The organism is uncultured Limnohabitans sp. (genome assembly GCF_937889215.1).
GTDB lineage: Bacteria > Pseudomonadota > Gammaproteobacteria > Burkholderiales > Burkholderiaceae_C > Limnohabitans_A.
In genome coordinates this window covers 1-1,874 of the sequence record NZ_CALBEX010000155.1, presented here as the reverse complement: position 1 = coordinate 1,874, position 1,874 = coordinate 1, and the positions used below count along the sequence as shown (strand labels likewise).

The 1,874-nt window shown below is 58.4% G+C and carries 2 protein-coding genes; both read left to right on the top strand.

The window, feature by feature from the left end; all coding sequences use genetic code 11:
* On the top strand, positions 1–1,044 hold a 1,044-nt coding region (gene urtC, locus Q0341_RS03935; RefSeq protein WP_299510734.1), incomplete at its 5' end, for an urea ABC transporter permease subunit UrtC.
* On the top strand, positions 1,041–1,874 hold an 834-nt coding region (urtD, locus tag Q0341_RS03930), incomplete at its 3' end, for an urea ABC transporter ATP-binding protein UrtD (protein WP_299510732.1). The genes urtC and urtD, both read left to right, overlap by 4 nt.

The following is a 1,874-nucleotide window of genomic DNA, read 5'->3' as shown; positions in this document are numbered from 1 at the left end:
GAGGGCAACCCCTTGCACCTGAGTGACTTTTTGGTGTCCTTGATTGGGAAGATCATGTGCTACGCCATCTGCGCGCTGGCCATGGATTTGATCTGGGGTTACACCGGCATTTTGTCGCTCGGTCACGGCCTGTTTTTTGCCTTGGGCGGTTATGTCATGGGCATGTACCTGATGCGCCAGATTGGGCAAGACGGCAACTACAAAAGCGATTTGCCCGACTTCATGGTCTTTTTGGACTGGAAAGAGCTGCCTTGGCAGTGGGCCTTGTCCGACAGTTTCATCGCCACTGTGCTGCTGGTGGTGTTGGTGCCGGGTTTCATTGCCTTTGTGTTCGGTTACTTCGCCTTCCGCTCGCGCATCAAAGGCGTGTATTTTTCCATCATTACCCAAGCCATGACCTACGCCGTCATGCTTCTGTTTTTCCGCAACGAAACCGGTTTTGGCGGGAACAACGGCTTCACTGACTTCAAGCGCATCCTGGATTTGCCGCTGGCCACGCCCGGCATGCGCATGGTGCTGTTTGTGTTGACGGGCTTGACGCTGCTGGGATTTTATCTGTTCTCGCGCTGGTTGGTGGGCAGCAAATACGGCCGGGTGTTGATGGCGATTCGCGATGCCGAAACCCGTGTGATGTTCTCGGGCTATTCACCACTGCCTTATAAGCTGAGCATCTGGGTGATATCGGCCGTGATGTGCGGTGTGGCTGGGGCTTTGTACGTGCCGCAAGTGGGCATCATCAACCCCGGCGAGATGAGTGCGGCCAATTCGATCGAGATCGCGGTGTGGGCGGCGGTGGGCGGGCGCGGCACTTTGATCGGGCCGATCGTGGGGGCGTTCTTGGTCAATGGGGCCAAGAGCTGGTTGACGGTGACTGCGCCCGAGTTTTGGCTGTACTTTTTGGGTGCGTTGTTCATTGGCGTGACGCTCTACATGCCGCAAGGTGTGGTGGGCTTGATGCGCCGTTTTTCCCTCAAGCGCACGCCACCAGAACCTGCAAGTGCGGCCGAGGTGACCGCGCCCAAGCACAAAGGTGGTGCCGCATGACGCCCGATCTGCTCCAACAAGGCGCGCAGCGCGTGGCGCAACTGGCCCAACAGCGCGTGCAGCCCACCGAATCGGGTGGCCGAAGTGCGGGTTATGGCCGGGTGCTCAAAGATGCGCAAGAAGTGGACGTGACCCATGGCCGCATCCTGTATCTGGAAGACGTGAGCGTGAGCTTTGACGGTTTCAAGGCCATCAACAAACTCTCGCTCGACATCGCGCCAGGCGAGCTGCGCTGCATCATCGGGCCCAATGGCGCGGGCAAGACCACGATGATGGACATCATCACCGGCAAAACCCGGCCGGACGAGGGCACCGTGTTCTTTGGCAGCACCATCGATTTGCTGCGCCACAACGAACCCGAGATCGCGCAGTTGGGCATTGGCCGCAAGTTCCAAAAGCCCACGGTGTTCGAGCACTTGACGGTGTTCGAAAACCTGGAGCTGGCCTTGAAGACGCCAAAAGGCGTTCAGGCCTCGATGTTCTTCAAGCTCGATTCACGCCAGAGCGATCGCTTGGCCGAAGTGTTGCACACGATCCACTTGGCTGACAGCGTCAGAACCTTGGCCGGTGTGCTCAGCCACGGTCAAAAGCAGTGGCTGGAGATCGGCATGCTGCTCATGCAAGACCCCAAGCTTTTGTTGCTCGACGAACCAGTGGCCGGCATGACCGACCATGAAACAGAACGTACCGCCGAATTGTTCTTGACACTCAAGGGCAAGCATTCGCTGATGGTGGTGGAGCACGACATGGGCTTCATCCGCACCATCTCGGACATCGTCACGGTGTTGTGCGACGGTTCGGTGCTGGCCCAGGGCACGCTTGATCAGGTG